The 18,334-nt window shown below is 71.9% G+C and carries 17 protein-coding genes and 1 pseudogene; 14 read left to right on the forward strand and 4 right to left on the reverse strand.

Going from position 1 to position 18,334, the window contains the following annotated elements; genetic code table 11:
* The first annotated feature begins 443 nt into the window (after nucleotides 1–443).
* Nucleotides 444–707 carry a hypothetical protein gene (locus GAS53_RS31695; RefSeq protein WP_151481169.1) on the forward strand — a complete coding sequence of 88 codons (264 nt, stop codon included), beginning with the start codon at nucleotides 444–446 and terminating at the stop codon, nucleotides 705–707.
* A 276-nt stretch (nucleotides 708–983) separates the two neighbouring features.
* Nucleotides 984–2,327 carry a UDP-N-acetylmuramoyl-tripeptide--D-alanyl-D-alanine ligase gene (locus GAS53_RS31700; RefSeq protein WP_151481170.1) on the forward strand — a complete coding sequence of 448 codons (1,344 nt, stop codon included), beginning with the start codon at nucleotides 984–986 and terminating at the stop codon, nucleotides 2,325–2,327.
* 152 nt (nucleotides 2,328–2,479) lie between these two features.
* Here GAS53_RS31700 and GAS53_RS31705 read toward each other — a convergent pair whose 3' ends face one another.
* Nucleotides 2,480–3,592 (reverse strand): lipid II:glycine glycyltransferase FemX, encoded by a 1,113-nt coding sequence (locus GAS53_RS31705; protein WP_151481171.1) that lies wholly within the window; start codon nucleotides 3,590–3,592, stop codon nucleotides 2,480–2,482.
* A gap of 428 nt (nucleotides 3,593–4,020) precedes the next feature.
* On the opposite strand from GAS53_RS31705, the gene GAS53_RS31710 reads away from it, so the two are divergent.
* Entirely contained in the window at nucleotides 4,021–4,716 is a 696-nt protein-coding gene (locus GAS53_RS31710; RefSeq protein ID WP_151481172.1) for a VanZ family protein, read from the forward strand.
* 140 nt (nucleotides 4,717–4,856) lie between these two features.
* Here GAS53_RS31710 and GAS53_RS31715 read toward each other — a convergent pair whose 3' ends face one another.
* Entirely contained in the window at nucleotides 4,857–5,237 is a 381-nt protein-coding gene (locus GAS53_RS31715) for a VOC family protein (RefSeq protein WP_151481173.1), read from the reverse strand.
* A 139-nt stretch (nucleotides 5,238–5,376) separates the two neighbouring features.
* On the opposite strand from GAS53_RS31715, the gene GAS53_RS31720 reads away from it, so the two are divergent.
* On the forward strand, nucleotides 5,377–6,114 hold the full coding sequence (locus tag GAS53_RS31720; protein WP_151481174.1) for a VOC family protein: 738 nt from the start codon (nucleotides 5,377–5,379) through the stop codon (nucleotides 6,112–6,114).
* Nucleotides 6,115–6,337: 223 nt separating this feature from the next.
* On the opposite strand, the gene GAS53_RS31725 is transcribed toward GAS53_RS31720, so the two are convergent.
* Complete coding sequence (locus GAS53_RS31725; RefSeq protein ID WP_151481175.1) at nucleotides 6,338–7,120, reverse strand: CDP-alcohol phosphatidyltransferase family protein; 783 nt, start codon at nucleotides 7,118–7,120, stop codon at nucleotides 6,338–6,340.
* A 144-nt stretch (nucleotides 7,121–7,264) separates the two neighbouring features.
* On the opposite strand from GAS53_RS31725, the gene GAS53_RS31730 reads away from it, so the two are divergent.
* The 5 genes and pseudogenes from GAS53_RS31730 to GAS53_RS31750 all read left to right on the forward strand — a co-directional run.
* Nucleotides 7,265–8,263 carry a dehydrogenase gene (locus GAS53_RS31730; protein ID WP_151481176.1) on the forward strand — a complete coding sequence of 333 codons (999 nt, stop codon included), beginning with the start codon at nucleotides 7,265–7,267 and terminating at the stop codon, nucleotides 8,261–8,263.
* Nucleotides 8,264–8,471: 208 nt separating this feature from the next.
* On the forward strand, nucleotides 8,472–8,870 hold the full coding sequence (locus tag GAS53_RS31735; protein ID WP_151481177.1) for a 6-pyruvoyl trahydropterin synthase family protein: 399 nt from the start codon (nucleotides 8,472–8,474) through the stop codon (nucleotides 8,868–8,870).
* 23 nt (nucleotides 8,871–8,893) lie between these two features.
* Nucleotides 8,894–9,997, forward strand: a complete 1,104-nt coding sequence (locus GAS53_RS31740) for a glycosyltransferase family 4 protein (protein WP_151481215.1) — start codon at nucleotides 8,894–8,896, stop codon at nucleotides 9,995–9,997.
* Nucleotides 9,994–11,070 (forward strand): class I SAM-dependent methyltransferase, encoded by a 1,077-nt coding sequence (locus GAS53_RS31745; protein WP_225859209.1) that lies wholly within the window; start codon nucleotides 9,994–9,996, stop codon nucleotides 11,068–11,070. Before GAS53_RS31740 ends, GAS53_RS31745 begins: the two co-directional genes overlap by 4 nt.
* Nucleotides 11,070–12,116, forward strand: a pseudogene (locus GAS53_RS31750) (lysylphosphatidylglycerol synthase transmembrane domain-containing protein); the annotation flags it as partial. The gene GAS53_RS31745 and the pseudogene GAS53_RS31750, both read left to right, overlap by 1 nt.
* Before the next feature lie 206 nt (nucleotides 12,117–12,322).
* Here the strand turns inward: GAS53_RS31750 and GAS53_RS31755 are convergent.
* Nucleotides 12,323–13,114, reverse strand: a complete 792-nt coding sequence (locus GAS53_RS31755; RefSeq protein ID WP_151481178.1) for a creatininase family protein — start codon at nucleotides 13,112–13,114, stop codon at nucleotides 12,323–12,325.
* A 39-nt stretch (nucleotides 13,115–13,153) separates the two neighbouring features.
* Between GAS53_RS31755 and ribA the strand changes: the two genes are divergently transcribed.
* The 5 genes from ribA to GAS53_RS31780 all read left to right on the forward strand — a co-directional run bounded on the left by ribA (nucleotide 13,154) and on the right by GAS53_RS31780 (nucleotide 18,283).
* The gene (gene ribA / locus GAS53_RS31760; protein WP_151481179.1) at nucleotides 13,154–13,813 is read left to right on the forward strand and encodes a GTP cyclohydrolase II; all 660 of its coding nucleotides are present in this window, start codon (nucleotides 13,154–13,156) and stop codon (nucleotides 13,811–13,813) included.
* A 103-nt stretch (nucleotides 13,814–13,916) separates the two neighbouring features.
* Nucleotides 13,917–14,906, forward strand: coding sequence for an ornithine cyclodeaminase family protein (locus tag GAS53_RS31765; protein WP_151481180.1), 990 nt, complete (start codon nucleotides 13,917–13,919; stop codon nucleotides 14,904–14,906).
* A complete protein-coding gene (locus GAS53_RS31770; protein ID WP_151481181.1) occupies nucleotides 14,903–16,057 on the forward strand; it encodes an NAD(P)/FAD-dependent oxidoreductase in 1,155 nt (384 codons plus the stop codon). Before GAS53_RS31765 ends, GAS53_RS31770 begins: the two co-directional genes overlap by 4 nt.
* Nucleotides 16,054–17,115 carry a saccharopine dehydrogenase gene (locus GAS53_RS31775; protein WP_151481182.1) on the forward strand — a complete coding sequence of 354 codons (1,062 nt, stop codon included), beginning with the start codon at nucleotides 16,054–16,056 and terminating at the stop codon, nucleotides 17,113–17,115. The genes GAS53_RS31770 and GAS53_RS31775 overlap by 4 nt, the downstream gene beginning before the upstream one ends.
* Entirely contained in the window at nucleotides 17,108–18,283 is a 1,176-nt protein-coding gene (locus GAS53_RS31780; protein WP_151481183.1) for a saccharopine dehydrogenase family protein, read from the forward strand. The genes GAS53_RS31775 and GAS53_RS31780 overlap by 8 nt, the downstream gene beginning before the upstream one ends.
* Nucleotides 18,284–18,334 lie beyond the last annotated feature (51 nt).

Below are 18,334 nucleotides of genomic sequence, written 5' to 3' on the forward strand. Positions count from 1 at the left end.
GGTCTCCTGGACGACGCCACCGCGCTCGTCTCCCTCGCCGAGGTCCTCGACGCCATCCCGGACCCGCGAAGGTGCCGGGGCCGCCGGCTGGGCCGGGATCACACGCTTCGCCGCCGGCTTCGACCCCGCCACACGGGCCCGGATCGGCCTGGTCCGCGGCATCCCCCGCGCCACCACCGTCGCCCGACTGCTCCGACGCCTCGACGGCGACGCCCTGGGCGCCTGGTTCCAACTCCAGCACGCCGACTCGCTCACCGCCCCCGAGCCGGAGCAAGGCCTGGCCAAGCGGGAGGCGGTCGCGGTGGACGGTAAGACCGTGCGGGGCTCACGCGCCCGCGGCGGCCGGGCCGTCCATCTGCTCGCGGCGGCGGTGCACGGCAGCCGGACCGTCATCGCCAGCGCCAGGTGGACACCCACGCGTCTACGCTCTGACGGACCTGACCATGTGCCAGGCCACCCCGGCCCAGCTTGCCGAGCACGTGCGTAAGCATTGGGGCATCGAAGCCCTGCACCACCTGCGCGACGTCACCCTCCGAGAGGACGCCTCCAAGATCCGCACGGGCAGCGCACCCCGCGTCATGGCCGCCCTGCGCAACACCGCCCTCGCCCTGGCCGAACTCGTCGGCCGGCGCAACCACGCAGCAGCCGTCGATCACAACCGGTCCCACCCCGACCACGCACTCGACCTGATCAAGCCCACGACGTGAGAACGCACGCGCCCTGTGCCGATACGCCGGTGAGACCCCCCGAGATCGCCCCGGGCGAGGTCCGGCGTGGTTGCCAGGTCCTCGGTCCTCGACGATCAGCGCGCGTATGGCCTCGAAGCTACCGGCCGGTAGCATATCGTCGGCATATCGAAAAGCGCATACGTGCCGGCAACGCCACGCCACCTTGACTGGAGGCATGACCTACAGCGAACCAGCTTCCGTCAACCTCTGCCTTGGCAGCATGCTCCCGCTCGCCGGCCCCCGCGCCGCCCGGTCGTGATACCGCTCAGCCTCGGCGAGATCGCCGCGGTCGTCGGCGGGACGGTCGAGGGCGACGGCGCCGTGAAGGTGACCGCTCCGGCCGTGCTCGACGGCCGGCAGGCCGAGCCGGGCGGCCTGTTCGTCGCCTTCGCCGGCGAGTACGTCGACGGCCACGACTACGCCGGCCAGGCCGGCCGGGCCGGTGCGGTGGCCGTCCTCGGTTCCCGGCCCACCGCACTGCCCACCGTCGTCGTCGAGGACGCCCAGGCCGCGCTGCAGGCGCTCGCCGCCCACGTCGTGGCCCGGCTGCGCGACGGGCTGACCGTTGTCGGGCTGACCGGTTCCCAGGGCAAGACCGGCACCAAGGACCTGCTGGCCGCCGTGCTCTCGAGCGCCGCGCCGACGATCGCCACGATCGGCTCGCTCAACAACGAACTCGGCGTGCCGCTCACCATGCTGCGCGCCGACGCGGCCACCCGGTTCCTCGTCCTCGAGATGGGAGCCCGCCGCGTCGGCGACATCGCCGAGCTCACCGGCCTGGTCACGCCCGACATCGCCGTCGTCCTCAACGTCGGCCAGGCCCACCTCGGCGAGTTCGGGTCGCGCGCGGCCATCGCCAAGACCAAGGGCGAGCTGGTGCAGGGGCTGGCGCCCGGCGGCACCGCCGTCCTCAACGCCGACGATCCCCGGGTGGTCGCGATGCGCTCGCTCACCGACGGTCCGGTGCTGACCTTCGGCCGGGCGGAGCACGCCGACGTGCGGGTGCTCGGCCTGGCGCTGGACCGGCTCGGCCGGCCGTCCTTCACGCTGCGGGCCGCCGACGCCTCGGTTCCCGTCGCGCTGCCGCACGTGGGCGCCCACCAGGCGCTCAACGCGTCGGCGGCCGCGGCCGCGGGGCTGGCGGCCGGCGTACGCCTCGACCTGGCCGCGGCGGCGCTGGCCACCGCCTCGCTGTCGGAGTGGCGCATGGAGCTGCGCGACCTCACCGGTGGCGTGACGCTGCTCAACGACTCCTACAACGCCAACCCCGACTCGACCCGCGCCGCCCTGGACGCGCTGGCGGCGATCGAGGGCGGGCGCCGCATCGCCGTCCTCGGCCAGATGCTCGAGCTCGGCGACGACAGTGCGGCCGAGCACCGCGCCGTAGGGGAGTACGCCGCTTCCCGGGCCGATGTGGTGGTCGCGGTCGGCGAAGCCGCCCGGTCGATCGCCGACGGCGCGGGAGAGCGGGCGGTGGTGCTGGCCGACAACGACGCGGCCGTCGACTGGCTGCGCGGCCACCTCGCCGCCGGCGATGTGGTGCTCGTCAAGGCCTCCCGCGGGGCGCGCCTCGACGAGGTCGCCGCCGTGCTCGGGTAGTTCGGCGGGGCGAGCCGGGGGATCCGCGTCGCCGTCCTGTTCGGGGGCCGCTGCCCGAAGACCGCAGAGCGCCGAAGGCGCCGTCCACGGGCGCCAGGGGCGAGGACGGGCAGACTGCCGGCTTAGTGCTGGGCGACCTGGGACATCCCGGCTCATCGCCCGCGCCGCCTCATATAGAGGTCGAAGGCCCGGTAGACCATCGGCCGCAGTGGCAGGTCCCACTCGCCGACGTATCTCACCGCCTGACCGCCGGTGCCGATCTTGAACTGGATCAGCCCGACGTGCGGGTCGTCGGTGTCGAGGGTGGGGGTGATGCCGCGCAGGTCATAGACGTCGCAGCCGGCCGCCAGCGAGTCGCGGATCATCGCCCACTGGCAGGAGTTGGAGCCGCGCACCTCGCGCTTCTCGGTGGCGGAGGCACCGTAGGCGTACACCGCGTGGGCGCCGACGCGGACCAGGATGGTGGCGGCGACCAAGTCGCCCTGGTGGCGGGCCAGGTAGAGCTTGATCCGCTCGGGGTCCTCGGCACGCAGCGCCGCGAACATCGTTTCGAAGTAGCTCAGCGGCCGGGGCGTGAAGCGGTCGCGCTCGGCGGTGTGGACGTAGAGGTCGTGGAACGCCTTCAGTTCCTCACCGACCGTGACCTCGACCCCCTCCTTGGCCGCCTTCTTGATGTTGCGGCGCCAGAGCTGGTTCATGCCCCTGAGCAGGTCGTCCTCAGCCTTGCCTGCCAGTGGAATCTCATACTTGAACTGCGGATGCCCGACTCCGAAGCCGTCCTCCGGGCTCTGCGGCAGCCAGCCGGCGTCCCTGAGCCGGCTGGTCACACGGGCCCCGACCGGGTCGGCATGCCGGCTGGACACCTCGGTGAGCCGCTTGACGCCCGGGTCGGCGATGCCCTCCTTGACCTGGTCGGCGCTCCAGGTGTCCGTGCGCACCGGCGGACCGAGCCGGATCGCGAACGCGCCGTGTGTCTTGAGATAGGCCGCCAGAGGGTCGAGCCACGCGTCGATCTCGCCGGTCCAGTCGATGACCGGGCCCTCGGGGAGGTAGGCCAGAGTGAAGCGATCGAGGCGCGGCACCGGGCGGTGCAGGACGAGCCCGGCACCGACCAGCCGCCGGCCGTCGTACCAGCCGAGGGACTCGCTGCGCCACTCGGTCTTGACGCGGCCCCATGCCGGGGTCTGCAGGAAGCTGACCGACCGCTGTGCCCGCACGAACGCCAAGTGCTCGGTGGCGCTGATCGGCCCGACGGTCAGACTCACGCCCGCGGCCCCGGCCCCGGCCCCTCGGTGGTGCGCGCTTCGGCTCACTGGTCCGCCGTCCTCACGTCGGCGTTCTCGGAGAGGGCGCTGATGCACCCCGGGTACCACCGGGTCTGGGCTGCTGTTCGTGCTGGTTCGCTGCGGGACATGCCTCAAGTCAAGGCAGCGTGGTGTTGCCGGCACGTATGCGGTTTTCGATATGCCGACGATATGTTCCGGGCCGGCGCCTCACGGGGTCTCTGGTGATGACAGTGCCTGGCGCGCGGCTTCCACCCGATGATCCTCATCGGCTCGCGGCCGGAGCCCTGGAAGCGGCCTGGTGTTCGCGGCGCTTGCGCCGCTTCCTTGATGCCGGGGATTCCGTGTATCGCGGGCGTATCGAAAATCGCATACGCCACGGCAACAGTCGTCCGGTCTTCAATGGCGGCATGGACCACCGCACATCATCGTCAGCCCCAGCCCGTCGTACGCGCAGGATCGCGATCGTCAGCCTGACGATCCTCGGTGCAGCGATCGCTGCGTTCGGCCCGGTCGGCGCGCTACCGAGGATCTTGTCCATGCCGCTGCGCAGGCCGACGTGGCACGTCTGGGTCGGTACGGTCAACGGTGTGGCGCTCATCACGGTGATCGCGCTGCCGTTGGCCGCGCTGGTGGTGTGGGTTCTGGCACGCCGTCGGAGTGCCGCCGGCGTCACGTCGGCGTGGCGGCTGTCGCTGGCCGAGGTCGGCATCGTCTACGGGACGGTGCCGTGGGTATGGATGATCATGTTGGCGGGCGGCCAGGACGGCGCCGTGAGCCTGGTCCCGCTGCGGGACCTGGTCACGATGCCGACGGGTCAGGTCGTCGGCAACCTGCTGGTGTTCGCGGCGCTGGGGTTCTTCGCCCCGCTGCGGTTCGCGGCGCTGGCGTCGGTACCGCGGGTCCTGGCGCTCGCGGCGGGCTGCTCGGTGCTGGTCGAGGCCGCGCAGTACGTCCTGCCGCTGGATCGGGTGTCCTCCGTGGACGACGTACTGCTCAACGCCGCCGGCGCCGGGCTGGCCGCGCTGGCGTCGCGCCGCTGGTGGCGCGCTACGGCCGCAGCGTCGTCGGACCGACCTCGACCGGCCGCGGCCGCGGCACGCTGAGCCGCCCGCAGTACGCCGGTCAGCGGCCCCGGGCGGCGGTGGCTGAGGCGCACAGGCAGACAGCCGTCGCTGCACAGCGGATCACCGGATCACCGGATCACCGGATCGAGCACCGGGGCCGCACCGGGGACCCAGAGCTGTCAGAGCGGGTTGAGGCGGGCCCTGAGCAGGCAGAACTCATTGCCCTCGGGGTCGGCAAGAACGTGCCACTGCTCCTCGCCGGTCTGGCCGATGTCGGCCCGGCGCGCCCCGAGCTTCAGGAGGCGTTCGAGCTCGGCATCCTGATCGCGGTCGGTGGCGTTGACGTCGATGTGCAGCCGGGGCTTCCCCTGCTCCGGCTCGTCCCTGCGGCTGAGGATGATCGTCGGCTGCGGCCCGCCGAACCCTTCGCGCGGCCCGATCTCAAGGGTGCCGTCGTCTTCGCGATCGAGCACGACGAAGTCCAGGACCTCGCACCAGAACCGCGCCAGCACCTCGGGATCGCGGCAACCGAGCACAAGCTCACTGATACGACATGCCATTGACGAAACCTACTCTCAGCGTGGGAACTGCCGGGATGATCGCGACCGTACCGGGCGAGGACCGTAGGCCGCGCAGTGGGGCAGCTGACCTCGGACGCGCCCAAGAGCCACAGGTGTCGTGATGCATAGGATCGCCGGCATGACGCTGCGACCTGTCCTGGTGAACATAAAGGCTCTTGACGACGTGGCGGTCGGCCGGTTCTGGGCGGAGGCGCTCGGCTGGGGTGTTTCCATCAACGAAGCCGGTGCGACCGCCGCCAAGCCCGCCGGCTTCGATTGGCTGGACCCGGTCACCGTCTGCATCGACGTCATTCGCGTCCCGGAAGCCGAGACGACAACGAAGAACCGTGTGCACCTCGATCTCGCCACCACCTCTGCGGCCCAACAGGCGGAGTTGGCCGAGCGCCTCCGGGCTCTCGGTGCGACGCCCGCCCATGTGGGCCAGGGCGACGTGCCGTGGACGGTCCTCGCCGACCCGGAGGGCAACGAGTTCTGCGTGCTGGAGCCTCGGGAGATCTACCGGGACACCGGGCCGATAGCCCGGGTGGTGGTCGACTGCGTGGATCCGCGGGCCATGGCCCGGTTCTGGGACGAGGCGATGGACTGGACCCTGCACGAGGTGACCGACGATCATGCGGTGTGGCGCTCCGCCAAGGGTGTCGGCCCGTATCTCGAATTCGTCCGCACTGGCGTGAAGACCGTGCCGGACCGCGTCCATCTTGACCTGGTGCCGGACGCCGGTGACGACAAAGCAGCGGAGGTGGCCCGGCTGCGGACCCTCGGCGCCACCGATCTCGACGTAGGCCAGGGCGACGTCCCGTGGACGTGCCTCACCGACCCGGAGGGCCACGAGTTCTGCGTCCTCGCCCGGTCCTGACGCGGAGCCTCGTCGACACCCCGACAGGTGAGCCTTGTGCGCTCATGCGCCATGACCCCGGGTGGGTCGGGCTACGGCGTCTCGGTCGATTCGGGCGGCGAGAGCTTGCGCGTAGGGGTCGAGTTCAACTCGCTCGCCGACCAGAACACTCAACTCGCGAACTCCGCCGCGTGGGCGCGCTCAGCCGCGAAGAACAAGAACCGCAGCCGAAACACAACCCTGCTTACAGCGCCGCACCCACACCGGCCGTCTCCCGTACATCCTCCGCCCGAGCCACCTCTCGCTCGGCGGAGCCACCCCTCGTCCGCCACAGCCACCCGATGTCCCGGCCGAACGACCACGTCAGCAGGGCCAGGGCGAGAGCGACGACGCCGAACGTCAGGGCGTACGGCAGGAGCCCCGAGCCCGCGAGCAGCAGCAGGACGCCCTGGAGCGCGGCCACCGTCTTGCGCCCCGTGCTCGGCGGGAGCGTGCCGTTCAGCCACGGCAGAAACCTCGCGGCCGCCACGAAGGCGTAGCGCATGGCGCCGATCAGGAGGACCCAGGGGCCCACGGTCGTGGCGACGTACACGCTGAGCACCAGGATGAGGAACGCGTCGACCTCCATGTCGAAGCGCGCGCCCAGCGCGGAGGAGGAGCCGGTGCGGCGGGCGACCTTGCCGTCGACCGCGTCGAGGATCAGGGCGACCGCGGTGAGGGCGACCAGGACCGTGACCGGGGGCGGGCTCTGGAAGGAGTCCGCGACCAGGGCGGTCACTCCGCCTACGAGGGTGGCCCGGCCCAGGGTCACGCGGTTCGCGGGGCCGAAGGAGCGGGGCCGCGTGCGGTGCAGGGCGCGCGAGAGCACGGCCCACGTCGCGAGCGCGAACGCCAGCCCCGTCAGCCAGCCCGCGGGCCCCATGCCGATCGCCGTGCCGAGCACGGTCAGCAGAAGCAGTTGCACGCCCGCTCCCACGGCCGTCTCCTGCTGCAAGAGCCTCGCGTCGTACGTGTTGTTCAGGGCCACCGCACATCCTCCGGCCAGGTGACAGAGTCGATCATTGCCGCGTACCTTGTGCGCGGCTTCGCAAAGGTCGGTACGTGGCTCGCCGCCCGATCGTTCAGCCGATTCGCTCAGCCCGTTCACATGGACCACTCAGGAGGATGCCGAATGGACCGCTCCGCCCGCGCCTTCTGGCTCCGCTCTCCCGGCCGTGGCGAGCTCCGGGACGCCCAACTGCCGGAACCCGCCGAGGGCGAGGTTCTGGTGCGAACACTTTTCTCAGGGGTGAGTCGCGGAACCGAGACGCTCGTCTTCCGCGGCGGTGTGCCGGAGAGCCAGCACGCCGCCATGCGGGCCCCCTTCCAGGAAGGGGACTTCCCCGGGCCGGTCAAGTACGGGTACCTCAACGTCGGACTGGTGGAGGAGGGGCCGTCGGAACTCGTCGGGCGGACCGTCTTCTGTCTCTATCCGCACCAGACGCGGTACGTCGTCCCGGTGAGCGCCGTGACCCCCGTACCCGAGACCGTGCCCGCCTCGCGCGCCGTGCTCGCCGGGACGGTGGAGACCGCGGTCAACGCCCTGTGGGACGCGGCACCCCTGATCGGCGACCGGATCACCGTGGTGGGGGCGGGGATGGTCGGCGCCAGTGTGGCCGCGCTCCTTGCCCGGTACCCCGCAGCCCGCGTCCAACTCGTCGACGCCAACCCGGCGCGCGCCGACCTGGCCCAAGCGCTCGGCGTCGACTTCGCGCTCCCGGCGGACGCCGCCGGCGACCGCGACCTCGTCGTCCACGCCAGTGCCACCGAGGCAGGACTCTCCCGCGCGCTCGAACTCCTCGCCCCGGAAGGGACCGTCCTTGAACTCAGCTGGTACGGCGACCGGAAGGTCAGCCTGCCGCTCGGCGAGGCCTTCCACTCCCGCCGACTCGTCATACGCAGCAGCCAGGTCGGGACGGTCTCTCCGGCCCGGAGCTTCCGCCGCACATACGCCGACCGGCTTGCCATCTCGCTCGAACTCCTCGCCGACCCCGCCTTCGACGCCCTGATCACGGGGGAATGTGCTTTCGAGGACCTGCCGGAGGCGATGGCGGACCTGGTCGCAGGCAATACGACCGCGCTGTGCCACCTAGTGCGGTACAACACCGACACTGGGGCTGCGCCCCTTTAGGGGCGAGGGGAACTGCGCGCCCAGCCCCCCATCACCCGCAGTCAAACAACTCACCCCCTACTCCACCGAACCCAACCCGCCCCACCCAGCGGAGCGCACCCGTCCGAAACTCCGAGCCGTACCCCCTGAACACGGAGAACGGACCGGCCGTACTACACGGCACGCCCCGGCAGAGGGGTCAGACGCGCCGCACCTGGAGGGTCGTCCGTTGTTCAGCATCACCGTCCGCGATCACCTGATGATCGCTCACAGCTTCCGCGGAGAGGTCTTCGGACCCGCGCAGCGCCTGCATGGGGCGACGTTCCTCGTGGACGCCACGTTCCGCCGCGCCGAGCTGGATGACGACAACATCGTCGTCGACATCGGACTGGCCACCAGGGAACTCGGGGAGGTGGTGAGCGAGCTGAACTACCGCAACCTCGACAACGAGCCCGTCTTCGCCGACACCAACACCTCCACGGAGTTCCTGGCCAAGGTCATCGCAGACCGCCTCGCCGAGCGAGTGGAAAAGGGAGCGCTGGGCGAGGGCGCCCGCGGCCTGGCCGGCATCACCGTCACCCTGCACGAGTCGCACATCGCCTGGGCGAGTTACGAGCGTGGCCTGTGAACCACCACGCCGACATCATCCCCATGTCCCTGCGCGCCCTGCACTTCGTGATGCCCGGTGGAGTGGACGACCCGACCACCCCCAGCGGCGGCAACGTGTACGACGCCCGGGTCAGCCTCGACCTGCCGAGCTTCGGCTGGCAGGTCCACAAGCACGCCATCTCCGGCAGCTGGCCGCAGCCCGCGGCCCCGGCCCGCGCCGAACTGGCCCGCACCCTCGCGGAACTGGCCGACGACACCGTCGTACTCCTCGACGGCCTGGTCGCCTGCGCGGTCCCCGAGATCGTCATCCCGGAGGCCGAACGGCTGCGCCTGGTCGTCCTCGTGCATCTGCCGCTGGGCGACGAGACGGGGCTCACCCCCGCGCTGGCCGCCGACCTCGACTCGCGGGAGCGCCGCACGCTGCGTGCCGTGCCCGCCGTCGTGGCCACCAGCGAGTGGGCGGCCCGCCGGCTCGTGGCCCACCACGGGCTCGCGCCCGACCGGGTCCATGTCGCCGCGCCCGGCGCCGACATCGCGCCGCTCGCCCCCGGCACCGACGGTGTCTCGCGGCTGCTGTGCGTCGCCTCGGTCACCCCGCGCAAGGGCCAGCACCGCCTCGTCGAGGCCCTCGCCGCCGTCACCGACCTGCCCTGGAGCTGCGTCATCGTCGGCGGCCTGACCCAGGACCCGGAGTACGTGGACCAACTCCGGGCCCTGATCGACCAGCACGGCCTCGGCGACCGGCTGCACCTCGCAGGACCCAGGTCCGGCGCCGCACTCGACGCGAGCTACGCCTCCGCCGACCTCATGGTCCTCACCTCGTACGCCGAGACGTACGGCATGGCCGTCACCGAGGCGCTCGCTCGCGGTATCCCCGTCCTCGCCACGGACGTCGGCGGGCTCCCCGAGGCGGTCGGGCGCGCACCCGACGGCGGGGTGCCCGGCCTCCTCGTACCACCGGAGAACCCGGCCGCTCTCGCCGCCGAACTGCGCGGCTGGTTCGGCGAGGCCGACGTACGCCGTCGTCTGAAGGCAGCCGCGCGCGCCCGCCGGGCCGCCCTGGACGGCTGGGCCACCACGGCCCGGAGTCTGTCTGGTGTCCTGGGGCGAATGAAGGCCGAGGCCAGGAGGGGGGCGGTGGCATGAGTACGAGCATGACGCCGCCCGGAGTTCCGGGGCCCGGCACGACGACGGCAGAGCCGGAGCTCGACGAGGAGACGACCACGGCCTCACTGGGACGTGGCGAGGGCACGAGCACCGCAGTGCGGGGACGGGACGAACAGATGACGACCGGGGCCGTGGCGCAGGAGCAGGAGCAGGAGCAGGAGCAGGGACGGGACAAAGGAACGATTCGGCTCGGTGACCGCACGCGCGGCGAGGCCACCGACGACACGCCCCGTTACGCCCCCGAGTGGCTGGAGTTGCGCGAGGGCGCCGACGCCGCCGCCCGGGCGGCCGAGCTGCTCGACCCGTTGCGGATCCGGCTCGCGAATCTGCCGCGGCGGGCCAACGGGCTCGTCATCCACGACCTCGGCTGCGGCACCGGCTCCATGGGGCGCTGGCTCGCGCCCCGGCTCGACGGGCCCCAGCACTGGGTGCTGCACGACCGCGACCCCTACCTGCTGCACTTCGCCGCCGTCGGATCGCCCCGCTCGGCCGCCGACGGCAGCCGCGTCACCGTGGAGACACAGCGCGGTGACGTCGCCCGGCTGACCGCCGACTCCCTGGCAGGCGCCTCGCTGGTGACGGCCTCCGCGCTGCTGGACGTCCTCGGCCCCGACGAGATCGAGGCGCTGGCCGCGGCCTGCGCCGGGGCCGGCTGCCCCGCGCTCCTTACGCTCTCGGTGGTCGGACGCGTCGAATTCACCCCGGAGCACCCGCTGGACGACGAGATCACCGCCGCGTTCAACGACCACCAGCGACGCGGCGATCTGTTCGGCCCCGAGGCGATCAACGCGGCCTGCGACGCCTTCGCCCGGCACGGCGCGACCGTACGGGTACACCCCAGCGCGTGGCGCCTCGGCCCTGACGAGTCCGCGCTGACGACCGAGTGGCTGCGCGGCTGGGTCGGCGCGGCAGTCGAACAGCGCCCGGAACTGGCCGCGCGAGCCGATGCCTACCTCCGCGAACGCCTCGCGGCGTGCGAGGCGGGCGAGTTGAGCGTGGTGGTCCACCACAGCGACCTGCTCGCGCTGGCCCGCCCGACAGGGGGAGCCTGATGAGCGCGCAGGCGGTGGTGGACGAGGAGCGGCCCCTGGCCGTCCGGGACGAAGTACTGGCCCCGACGGCCCGTGACAGTGGCGCGGACGAGCAGGCGGTAGCGGACGAGCAGGCGGTACGGGCACGGATCGACGAGAGTCCGAGTGCGCCCGCGCCCGCCGCCCGCCCGGCCGCGAGTCTTCGTAACGGCTTGGCCCGAGTCCCCGGACCCGTCCGCGCCCGCCTCAACTCCCGTGTCCTGCGCACCCACTTCGGCACCATCGCCGGCGTCGTCATCCTCACCGTGCTCACCTGGCGTCTCGGCACCGGGGTCTTCCTGGACGGTCTGCGCCGGATCGACGGCGTGACGCTGCTGGCGGCGCTCGGCATCGGCCTGCTCACCACCGTGTTCAGCGCCTGGCGCTGGTGCGTGGTGGCCCGGGGGATGCGGCTCAGGCTGCCGCTGGGCCCGGCCGTCGCGGACTACTACCGCGCGCTGTTCCTCAACGCGGCGCTGCCGGGCGGCGTACTCGGCGATGTGCACCGCGCGGTGCGGCACGGGCAGAGCGCCGGCGACATGGGCCGCGGCGTGCGCGCGGTCGTCCTCGAACGGGTCGCGGGACAGGCGGTCCTGGCCGCCGTCGGCGTGACGGTGCTGCTCACGCAGCCCTCGCCGGTGCTGACGGAGACCCGGCACCTCGCCGTGCTGCTGGCCGCCGTCTCGCTGTGCGGGGTCGTCACGGTGGGCGCGGTACGCAGCCGGGGCAGGGCGCCGCGCTCGTCCCGCCGCTACCGGGCGGTGCGCGCCGGGCTCGCCGAGGCGCGCGGGGCACTGCTGGCCCGCGGGAGCTGGCCGGGCGTGGTGATCTCGTCCGTCGTGGTCCTCGCGGGGCACGTCCTGATGTTCCTGCTCGCGGCCCGCGTCGCCGGATCGGCCGCGTCCGCCGCCGAGTTGGTGCCTCTGGCGCTGCTGGCCCTGATCGCCATGGGGCTGCCGCTGAACGTCGGCGGCTGGGGTCCCAGGGAGGGCGTCACCGCCTGGGCGTTCGGCGCCGCGGGCCTGGGCGCGACCCAGGGGCTCACCGTGGCCGTGGTCTACGGAGTGCTCAGCTTCGCCGCGAGCCTGCCCGGTGTCGCTGTACTGGTGGCGCGTTGGTACGCGGGGCTCCGGCGCCCGCGGCAGGAGAGCGCGGCCGCCGAGCCGGGCCGGGACTCGCACATCGAGTCACCGGAATACCGGATCTCGGCCCGCGCCGAAGGAAACGGGGACGCTCAGTGCCGATCGACGACCGCAGGAAGCCCGGTCTCCGATGTCAGTGCGGACAAGTACGCTCCGAAGGACTCGGCCAACGAGGCAAGGAGCTCCTTCCCCTTCCCGGCGGACGCCCTCGAAGGGCGCCCGATGACACCGGACTTGGTATAGGCCGACATGCCCAGCGTCAGCAACTGCCGACGGTCGTCGGCGACGAAGTCGGAGGTCTCGTAGCCCGGCCTGACCAATTCCGGATGAGTGTGCAGCAGAATGGAGGCCTCTATTTCCCCCGCGTGCATATCACTGAGCAGCGAGGTCTGTATCCCGGCCCGCTCCCGCGCCGCTTCCCAGTCCTCCGCGGCCGGGAAAAGAGCCATCCGCGCACCGGCGGCGGTCGATTCCTGCACGACATTGCCCAACACGTAATTGCCGCCGTGTCCATTGACCAGTACGAGCGTGTCCACACCGGACCGGCGCAGCGAATCGGCTATGTCCCGCACCACCGCATGGAGTGTCACGGAGGAAATGCTCACCGTTCCCGGCCAGGCCGCGTGTTCGTGCGAGCAGGAGATCGTCACCGGAGGAAGGAGGTGAACGGGGAATGCGGCAGCCACCTCCCGGGCGATCGCGCACGCGACGAGCGTGTCGGTCGACAGCGGAAGATACGGACCGTGCTGCTCGAAGCTGCCCACGGGAAGCACGGCGACCTGCCGGGAGACACCGGCGCCTCGTGCCCGTACGTCTTCCGTGGTGTCCGTCGGCAACAGGCCTGACACGGTGAGCTGTGTTTCCGAACCGCCCGAATTGACCATGTTCTCGCGACCTTTCGTCTCTGCTTAGGAACCAGAATCATGACAGAAATAGATGGTGCACTCGCCGGGAAAGCCGATCCCTCAGGTGTCGAACGGGTCGTGAATGCCCCGCTGCCCACGGTGTACGGCGATTTCCAGGCCGTCGGCTACCTGGACCGTACCCGCGGAGACGAACAGGTGGCCCTGGTCTACGGCGACATCGAGGAAGAGGGAATGCTCACCCGGCTGCACTCCGAGTGCCTCACGGGCGACGCGTTCGGGTCCCGGCACTGCGAGTGCGGTCCCCAACTCTCCACCGCGCTGCGGGAGATCGCGGCGGAGGGGCGCGGCATCCTCGTGTATCTGCGGGGGCACGAGGGCCGCGGGATCGGTCTGCTCGCCAAGCTCCAGGCGATGAAGCTCCAGGCCGAAGGTCTCGACACGGTCGAGGCGAACCTCGCGCTCGGGCTGCCGGTGGACGCCCGTGACTACGGGGTGGCCGCGGACATCCTGCACGACCTCGGTGTCCGCTCGGTGAGACTGCTGTCCAACAACCCGCGCAAGCGCGAGGCGTTGCTGCGCAACGGCATCAAGGTCGACGAGCAGGTCCCGCTGCTGATCCCGCCCTGCGAGGACAACATCACCTACCTGCGCACCAAGCGGGAGCGCCTGGACCACGACCTGCCGCACCTGGACGCCGTCGTGGGCCACCGCGTCTGACCCGCACCGCCCGCCGGCCGCCGGTGGCTGTGCGAGGAACGGGAGCGTCACCTGGACGCGCCGGTCGTGGTGACACCGGCGCGGACAGGGTAGGGAAGGGGGAATGACCGACGACGTCCTCTTTCTCTCCCGCGACCAGGTGACGGCCCTGCTGGACACCGACGCCGCGATCCGCTCCCAGCGAGCCGCCTTCACCGCACTCGGCGACGGCACCGCCGAACTGCCCGGGAAGATCATGCATCCCAGCGGGTTCGACGACAGTGTCGTGTTCGCGTACCTCGCGCGGCTGTCCGCGGACACCGGTGCCGTCGCCAAGGTCGGCAGCGTCAATCCGGGCAACGCGGCCGCCGGGCTGCCCACCATCCACGCCGTGATCAACGCGCTCGACCCGGTCACCGGGCAGCTCGTCGCCGTCATGGACGGCACGGCGGTGACGACCCTGCGCACCGCCGCCGCCAGTGCCGTCGCCTTCGACGCACTGGCCGTCCCCGACAGCACGGAACTGGGCCTCCTCGGCTCCGGCACCCAGGCACTCGCCCACGCGCGGTGCGTCGCCCGGGTGCGGGATCTGCGGGCCGTACGGATCTGGAGCCCGGCCCCGGACCGGCGCGTACGGGCGGCGCGGCTACTGGCGGCCGAACTGGGCATCCAGGTCAAGGCCGTCGACTCGGCGGAGGAAGCCGTGGCCGGGCTGCCCATGGTCGCGGCCTGCACCCTCAGCAGCACGCCCGTCGTACGGGGCGAGTGGCTCTCGCCGGGATGCACGGTCGTCAGCGTCGGCTCCTTCGAGCCCAGCCGCAGCGAGGTCGACACCGAGGTCGCACGGCGGGCCGCGGCCGTCGTCGTCGACGACCCGGCGACCGCGGCGGAACACGCCGGCCCTGTCGTGGACGCGCTGCACTCCAAGGCACTCGCCCACGAGGACCTGATCCCGCTCGGCGGTGTGCTCACGGGCCGCCGCCACGGACGTACGACCGCGCAGGACATCGTCTACTACAACAGCGTCGGCCTCGGGATTCAGGACGCCGCGGCGGCCTGGGCCGTGATCGACGCCGCGCGGGGACACGCCCGCGGAGGGGAGTCGCAGCCATGACCGGCGTGCCCGGGCGTGCGGGGGTCGTCATCATCGGCGGCGGGGTGATGGGCGCGAGCATCGCCTACCACCTCGCGCGGGCCGGAGTGCCCGACGTGGTGCTGGTGGAGCGGGACGAACTCGCGTCCGGGTCCACCTCGCGGGCCGCGGGCGGGGTCCGCGCACAGTTCTCCGACGAGCTCAACATCCGGCTGGGCGCGCGGAGCCTGGAGGCGTTCGCCCGCTTCGGCGAGGAGACGGGCCACGACATCGGGCTGCACCGCGTCGGCTATCTCTTCCTGCTGTCGACACCCGAGGAGGTCGAGGCGTTCGAGGCCGGGGTCCGGCTGCAGAACGGCCTCGGCGTGCCCAGCCGCATGATGGCTCCGGCCGAGGCACAGCGTCTCTCGCCGCTGATCACCACCGACGGGCTGCTCGCCGCCGCGTTCTCCCCGGACGACGGCCACTGCACGCCCGAGGCCGTGGTGCACGGATACGCGGCCGCCGCCCGCCGCCACGGCGCGACCGTCGTACGGCACTGCGAGGTCACCGGCATCGAGACGCGCGGCGACGACATCACGGCCGTTGTCACGCGCCTGGGCCGTATCGACACGTCGGCCGTCGTCTGCGCGGCGGGCGCCTGGTCGCGGGCCGTCGGCGCGATGGCCGGCGTGGACCTCCCGGTGGAGCCGCTGCGCCGCCAGATCGCCGTCACCGAACCGGTCCCGGACCTCCCGCCCGACCTCCCCATGACCATCGACTTCAACAGCAGCCTCTACTTCCACACCGAGGGTCCGGGCCTGCTCGTCGGCATGTCCGACCCCGACGAGACCACCGGCTTCGCCACCGAGACCCACGACCGCTGGATCCCCCGCCTCTGCGAGGCCATGGAGCACCGCGCCCCGGCCCTGCTCGACCTGCGCAGGACGGGCGGCTGGGCCGGCCTGTACGAGATCACCCCGGACCACAACGCCCTGATCGGCGAGGCGAGTTCGGTGTCCCGCTTCCTGTACGCGACCGGATTCTCCGGGCACGGCTTCCTCCAGGGACCCGCCGTCGGCGAGGTCGTCCGCGACCTGTACCTGGGGCATGATCCCTTCGTCGACATCACCCCGCTGCGTGCCGAACGGTTCGCCGTCGATGCCCTGCGACCGGAGGTCAACTGCGTATGACCGAGCTCCACCTGTGGCTGCGCCACGAGACCCGTACGACCGAGCGACGCACCCCGATCGTGCCGTCCGACGCCCGGCGGCTCATCGAGAACGGCGTGACGCTCACCGTCGAGGAGTCCCCGCAGCGGGTCTTCCCGGCAGAGGCGTACGCGGCCGTGGGGTGCCGTGTCGTGGAGGCCGACTCCTGGGCCGTCGCGCCGTTGGACGCGGTGATCGTCGGCCTCAAGGAACTCCCGGACGAGCCACGTGAGTTGAGGCACCGTCATGTCTTCTTCGGGCACGCGTACAAGGCGCAGCCCGGGGCCGAGGCGTTGCTGCGCCGGTTCGTCGCCGGGGGCGGGGCGCTGCTCGACCTCGAGTATCTGGTGGACGACAACGGGCGCAGGCTCGCCGCCTTCGGCTACTGGGCGGGTTATGTGGGCGCGGCCCTCGCGGTACTGCACCACCGGGGCAGGCTGACGGCTCCACTGCGGCCCACGTCGAAGGAGGAACTGGACGAGGCACTCCAACCGGCCCCCGGAGACGACCGGTTCACCTCGCTCGTGATCGGCGCCCTCGGCCGCTCGGGGCGCGGTGCGCGGGTCGCCCTCGCCGAGGCCGGGCTCGACCCCACCTGCTGGGACCTCGCCGAGACCCGCGACCTGGACCGACCGGCCCTGCTGCAGCACGAGCTGATGGTGAACACCGTGCTCACCACCGGACCGGTCACCCCGTTCCTCACGGACAAGGACCTGACCGAACCGGGCCGCCGACTGCGCACGGTGTGCGACGTGACCTGCGACGTCGGCTCCCCCTACAACGTCCTGCCGGTCTACGACACGGTCACCGACTGGACGAATCCCGTACGACGCCTCCACGAGCGGCCCGCCCTCGACCTCATAGCCATCGACAACCTGCCGTCCCTGCTCCCGGAGGAGGCGAGCACGGGCTTCTCGGGGTCGCTGGCACCGTTGCTGATGGAGTTCGGAGTGGGCGGTGCCTGGGGGCGCTGTCTGGATCGGTTCAACGAGACCTGCCGTGAACTCGGCCTGGTGGAAGGGGAGTTCCGAGATGCCTGAGACCGCCGCCGTACCTGCCGCCGTCCCCGCCTCCGGCACGGTCCACTGGATCGGCGCGGGCCTGTCCACGGGCAGCGGTCTCGCCGCGCTGTGCGACGCCGCCGACCGCGTACGCCTGTGGCATCGCACCGAGGAGCGCGCGGCGCAGAGCCTGGGCGCCCTGGGCCTCGCCGGCCGTGCCGAGCCCCGCGCCTACACGCTCCCGGCCCTCACGGCCGAGCTGGCACCCGGCGACGTGGTGGTGTCCATGCTCCCGGCCCCCGAACACGCACCGCTGCTCGCCGCCTGCGTGACCCGCAAGGCCCACTTCGCCTGCTCCAGTTACGTGTCGGAAGCGGTCCTGGACCAGGTCCCGGCCGCCACGGCGGCCGGCATCGTCGTCCTCACCGAGGCAGGCCTCGACCCGGGCATCGACCATCTCTTCGCGCACAGCCTCATCGCCCGTGCCCGCGAGGAGATCGGCGCCGACACAGCCGCCGAGGTCGGCCTCACCTCGTACTGCGGCGGGATTCCGGCCGTGCCGAACGACTTCAAGTACCGGTTCAGCTGGGCCCCGGCCGGCGTCCTCAACGCCCTTCGCTCGCCCGCCCGTTACATCGAGGGTGGCGCCGAGACGACCGCCCTCCGCCCCTGGGAGGTCACGCGCCCCCATGTGGTGGACGGCGAACCGTTCGAGGTCTACCCGAACCGCGACAGCATCCCCTTCGTCGACCAGTACGGACTGCCGTCGGCCTGGAAGCCCCAGACCTTCATCCGCGGCACGCTCCGCCTCGACGGGTGGCTCGACGCCTGGCAGCCGGTCTTCGAGGAACTCCGGCACGGCGACGACCAGCGGATCACCGCGCTGGCCCAGGAATTGGCGACCCGCTACCCGACGACCGACGCAGACCGCGACCGGGTCGTCCTGGCCGTCTCCCTCGACGTACGCGACGGCACAGGGCGCGCGTGGTCGGGGCGCTATCTGCTGGACATGCGGGGCGACGCCGAGGAGAGCGCGATGGCCCGCTGCGTGTCGCGAACGCTGGCACTCGGCGTGCGGCGGATTCTGGGGGGAGGCCTGCCGCCCGGCCTCAACCGAGCCGCGGAGACCGCGGCGCGTTCGGAGGAGTGGCTCACCGAACTGGCCGCAAACGGGATCGACTTCACGCTGCAGGCCCGCTGTACGTGAACTCCGGGGCCTGTCAGGGCCTTTGACGTAAGAAAGCTGCCGCTACCGTTG

Source organism: Streptomyces albicerus, assembly GCF_008905045.1.
GTDB lineage: Bacteria > Actinomycetota > Actinomycetes > Streptomycetales > Streptomycetaceae > Streptomyces > Streptomyces albicerus.